The 4453-nt window shown below is 44.4% G+C and carries 4 protein-coding genes; 1 reads left to right on the top strand and 3 read right to left on the bottom strand.

Annotated elements, in window-relative coordinates; all coding sequences use genetic code 11:
- Positions 1 to 75 precede the first annotated feature (75 nt).
- The 3 genes from A3757_RS18200 to A3757_RS18190 all read right to left on the bottom strand — a co-directional run bounded on the left by A3757_RS18200 (position 76) and on the right by A3757_RS18190 (position 3684).
- Positions 76 to 2361 carry a response regulator gene (locus tag A3757_RS18200; protein ID WP_068552610.1) on the bottom strand — a complete coding sequence of 762 codons (2286 nt, stop codon included), beginning with the start codon at positions 2359 to 2361 and terminating at the stop codon, positions 76 to 78.
- 123 nt (positions 2362 to 2484) lie between these two features.
- Positions 2485 to 2838, bottom strand: coding sequence for a hypothetical protein (locus A3757_RS18195; protein ID WP_068510086.1), 354 nt, complete (start codon positions 2836 to 2838; stop codon positions 2485 to 2487).
- A 231-nt stretch (positions 2839 to 3069) separates the two neighbouring features.
- Positions 3070 to 3684 carry a 2'-5' RNA ligase family protein gene (locus tag A3757_RS18190; RefSeq protein ID WP_068552615.1) on the bottom strand — a complete coding sequence of 205 codons (615 nt, stop codon included), beginning with the start codon at positions 3682 to 3684 and terminating at the stop codon, positions 3070 to 3072.
- Positions 3685 to 3828: 144 nt separating this feature from the next.
- Between A3757_RS18190 and A3757_RS18185 the strand changes: the two genes are divergently transcribed.
- On the top strand, positions 3829 to 4453 hold a 625-nt coding region (locus A3757_RS18185), incomplete at its 3' end, for a hypothetical protein (RefSeq protein WP_156506400.1).

The raw sequence follows: 4453 nt of genomic DNA, 5'->3' as shown, positions 1-4453 counted from the left end.
CGAGTTCACTTGCTGGTCTGAGTCAGCAAGTGAACTCGCTTATCATTATGAGGCGTTTAACAGGGCGCTGCCATCTTAATGTAGCCATTTATTTAGCTTCTCTTGAACGATCATGGCATCGACAGGCTTGCTAATATAGTCATTCATTCCCACAGCAAAGCATTTATCATCATCACCTTTCATTGCATTAGCTGTCATGGCAACAATAGGTAGCTGCTTGGCGTTTTCTCCGGCTTTACCTTGTCTGATCGCTGTAGTTGCTTCATATCCATCCATTTCCGGCATTTGGCAGTCCATGAAAATGAGGTTGTAGGGGACCGTTTTTTCAGCGTCGCGTATCATTTCTAGCGCTTCTAGGCCGTTGGCAGCGATATCGCACTGTTGGTCAAGCGCCTCAAGAATACCTTGTACAACGAGCTGGTTTACATAGACGTCTTCAACAAGCAGGATTCTAGACTCGCTCAAATCTGTAGTGGGGTCTTCTATAGCCGCTATCGCACTTTGCGTTAGCTCTGGTTTTTCTGAATAGAGGCTGAGCTCCATGCTTTGGATTAGGTCATTGGAACAGATAGGCTTATAGATATGGGCATCGAAGCCATGAGTCTTGCAATAGTTTTCATCGACCTGGGAACCGTACTTTGTCATGAGTATCAGGTATAAGGTTTCATTGCCTGCTTGGCTGCGAAGGTTGTCGCTAAGGTCGTGGGCAGAACCTTCAATCAGGTCTGCATCGATATAGATCAAGGGGACCTTACCAGGCCCGACAACATGTTCATTGAGTGAATTGAGCACGGAATTGGAGCTGTCGCAGATATATGAGGGAATTCCCCATTTACTTAGCTGTTTCTCAATTTCCTTGGCTGTGTCCTGATGTTTATCGAGAATAAATGCTAGCAGTTGTTCGGTCTCAAATTGTGGCGCGCTTTCTTTGTTTTCAGTAGAGCTGTCAACCATGAATGAGGCAGTAAAGACACTACCTTTACCTAGCTCACTGGCGACTCTAATATCGCCATGCATTAATTGGCATAAATTTCGAGAAATAGTTAAACCAAGGCCAGTGCCGCCATATTTTCGAGTGGTTGAGGCATCTGCTTGTGAGAATGAGTCAAATATCGTTGCCAGCTTATCTTTAGCTATTCCGGTACCGGTATCGTGAACTTCGCAAATTAGATCCAGGCTGTCACCAAAGTCTTCGTAGACTTCTAGTTTTAGGGTTACGCTACCGGAAGAAGTAAACTTTATCGCATTCGATATTAAACTCGTTAAGACTTGCCTGATTCGCCCAGGGTCACTTGTGATATGGGTTTTATTGATGCCCGAAACATCGACAACGAAGTCTATGTCTTTGTCGTATGCTTGCTTACTAAGTGTTTTCGCCAAGCTGGAGATTAAGTCAATTAAGTCGAAAGAGACCTGCTCAAGCTCGAGTTTACCTGACTCAACCTTAGAGAAGTCGAGTATATCGTTGATCAAGCTTAGCAAGGACTCAGCACTAGATTTTGCCAATGAGGCTCTTTGTCTTTGCTCATCACTGAGCTCTGTGTTCATCAGCAGATTGAGCATGCCGAGTACACCGTTCATTGGCGTGCGTATTTCATGACTCATGCTGGCCAGGAACTCAGACTTAACTTTCAACGCATTTTCGGCAACGGCTTTTTCTTCTTGAAGGGCTATTTCACGGAATTCTAGTTCTTGTGCGTAATCAGATAATTTTGAGGCTGAAACTTTGACCTCTGAAAGATCCTCGATACAAATAAAGGCTCCGAGGACTTCGTTATTTTCGCCAAAATCAGGATGGTAATTCGCTTTGCAATGCCTTTTACCGTTAACGGTCGCCATATCTGTTTCCAAGTGACAGGACGTCCCGCTTAGAGCCTTTTTAATGTAGGGTTGAGTCCGTTCGTAAATGGCTTCACCCAAGGCTTCAGAAATTGCTTTACCCTTATAGGTGCTAGTATCACGGCCGCTCCAGCGACTATAGTTCTTGTTAACGAACTGAAAGCGCTCTTGTGCATCAATGTAGGAAAGTAATACGGGGACACCGTCGGTGATGCCATCGATAATACGCCGGGTTTCGTTTACCTCCTCAGCGCGTTTGGCTATGTCTTTGGCAAGAGCATTATAGCGCTTAACCAAAGTGCCTAACTCATCCTCGCTTTGGTAGCTTAAGGGAGAATTTAGGCCGTTACTTTGTTGCTGGTGTAGCTCTTCGGTAATGCTTTCCAAGGGCCTAATCAAGGTTCTACGCTGGTTGAGATAGGCTGTAGCCGCAAGTAGGGTAATTCCCCCAGCACAGAGTAGAAATAAGCTAAAGAGAAATGTCTTGGTTTCTTTAAATGTCGGTATATTATGAAATTCCATAAATACCTCGTAAGGGCGCACGCGATTAAGCTCTGGGTTCAGTAGTTTGATGCGAGCATGATGAAAAAAACCGTCATCGCTAATTTGATGATTCTGGTTTTGTCCATTTGTGATGAAACGCTTCTAGGTTTCTAATTGGGCATTGTCGAGTGAATTATGAACATTTTGGCCAATATTTTCTTCTTGGCTGTCTGCGCTGATAATGCCACTTGCCTGTTCCACCGGGAGCAAGCGGGTCATGTCATTTCGTGCCGTTAAGGCTTTAACAATACGCCTTAAATTAGCTGTGTTAGCATTGGTTTCATTAGCGATAAGTAGCGTGTCTTGTATATGCTGGGCAATTATATTGCTTTCACGCTCTAATGTTCGCTCTGCGTGATAAGAGAATAATAGCGAGACGGACAGCAAAAATATCGTGCCAATAAGGATGCTTGGTATCGCTAACTTGAAGGATAGTGATGTAGTTAGCTTATTCATTTACGTTTGTTGCCACGTCAGTATATGCCCAGTGCTATTCAATGAGGTTAGGGGCTAGGCAATTGACTGATATGTGTCAGGAGTGTGCTGACGTCGATAATTGCTTCGTTAAAGCTTGCCCCTCCTTAAAAATAGCATAACTGTGCATTTTCGCCGTAAAAATGGAGGAATAATTCTTAGGGATAGATCGGTTTTCTTGAGCTATCAGCGTCAAGTGAGAGTGTTATTGCGTTATGAAAGCGGGAGCTTGTGTCTTATTGTGATGTTTCCCTGGATTTCTTTGGTCTGATAGGTGCAGTAGCATAGGCTTTGTACGCTTAGACTTGGGAGGACTGGCTGTGTATAGCCTGATAAGTGGCGCTGTAAGGTGCTGAGTGAGTACGACTGTTTATAAAAGCCCAAAGTAAGATGAGGGTGGTAGTCGCGTGCGGGATTATCCTGACAGATAGATTCCAGTGTACCGCGTATCTTTAGAAGAAGAGGGTGCTTGTTTATCGAAAGGTAGGGGGCTGTCTCGAAACTGTCTAGGCCTAGGCTTTCTAGAGAAAAGGGCGAAAGCTTTAATTCTTCAAGCGCTCTGATTTGCCGGGCGAGCTTCTCTTCGCAGAAGTGAGCAGGATCCACCAGTCCGCAAGCAGATAAAGTGATGTGAGGTGCTCTCTGGTAATCAGGTAGTACTAGTGTTTTGACATGAGCGCGGGCGCGTTGGAAGGCTTTGAGCCAGTCTTCTTGCTGAACCACTATTGCCCAAAAGCCGTAATGCTCAATACCTTGATGCCAATTAAGCGGGTCATGCGGGCTAACTGCAATGGAATTCTTTGCCTGAGAGGCAGAAAGGTTTTGCATAAGTGAAATAGGTCAGAGTGATATGGAAGTTCTGAAATAGTTTAATTAAAGCGCGAGTGTTGGTGCAAATAAATATCAATCCACACTCACAATGCCAGTATCTGAGCTACACTGAAAGCATGTTTTTTCAAAGAAGTATTAACAGTGCCCCTATTAGCAAATGCTTGGCGATTAAGCCCTTTAATTGTTGTCGTTTTATCCTTTTTTCTGGTTCGTATCAGCTCTATTGAAGCTCTCGATGAAAACGTACTGCGGACTGCTCCTTACCTATTAGCGTGTATCTTACTTGGCTTTTCTGCCATGTTTAATCGAAGCCGCTTTATTGCCCCGATTTTCATCGCCCTGTTTGCCTATTACTTTATTCAAACGAAGCTGCAAACGCCTTTGACAAGATCAGACGTGATGGCGATGTTTAGTGGACTTAATCTCCTTTTTTGTACATCGTTGATGTTTGCTTCGCTCGTTCCTGAAAAAGGTATGTTTAACCGAACAGGTGGAGTATATGCACTGGTATTAGCGGCTGGAGCTATGCTCTTGTGGTATTTTGGTGCCAGTGAGGCGTGGCAGGCTAAGTTAGCGGCGATTGCCAACCACCAAAGTGCTTTGTTTGAAGACCGGTATTGGGTGACCGAGGCTTTGTTATATTGCCACGCCTTGTGTTTTTCAGTGTTAGCTCTGCTTGCCTTGATTCGCAAACATGTTGCAGATTTCGCTTTATTATTAACCTGGCTATCTGGCGTGTCAGTCTTTTTCGACTTCTCTTCAAATC

The sequence above is a fragment of the Oleiphilus sp. HI0117 genome (assembly GCF_001635235.1).
The sequence above is the reverse complement of the archived record's forward strand: the minus strand, read 5'-3'. Positions and strand labels throughout refer to the sequence as shown.

What these genes read in the sequence shown, in the direction of transcription:
- A3757_RS18190 (WP_068552615.1), bottom strand. Translation starts at nt 3,684, where the DNA reads ATGCAAAACCTTTCTGCCTCTCAGGCAAAGAATTCCATTGCAGTTAGC.
- A3757_RS18195 (WP_068510086.1), bottom strand. Translation starts at nt 2,838, where the DNA reads ATGAATAAGCTAACTACATCACTATCCTTCAAGTTAGCGATACCAAGC.
- A3757_RS18200 (WP_068552610.1), bottom strand. Translation starts at nt 2,361, where the DNA reads ATGGAATTTCATAATATACCGACATTTAAAGAAACCAAGACATTTCTC.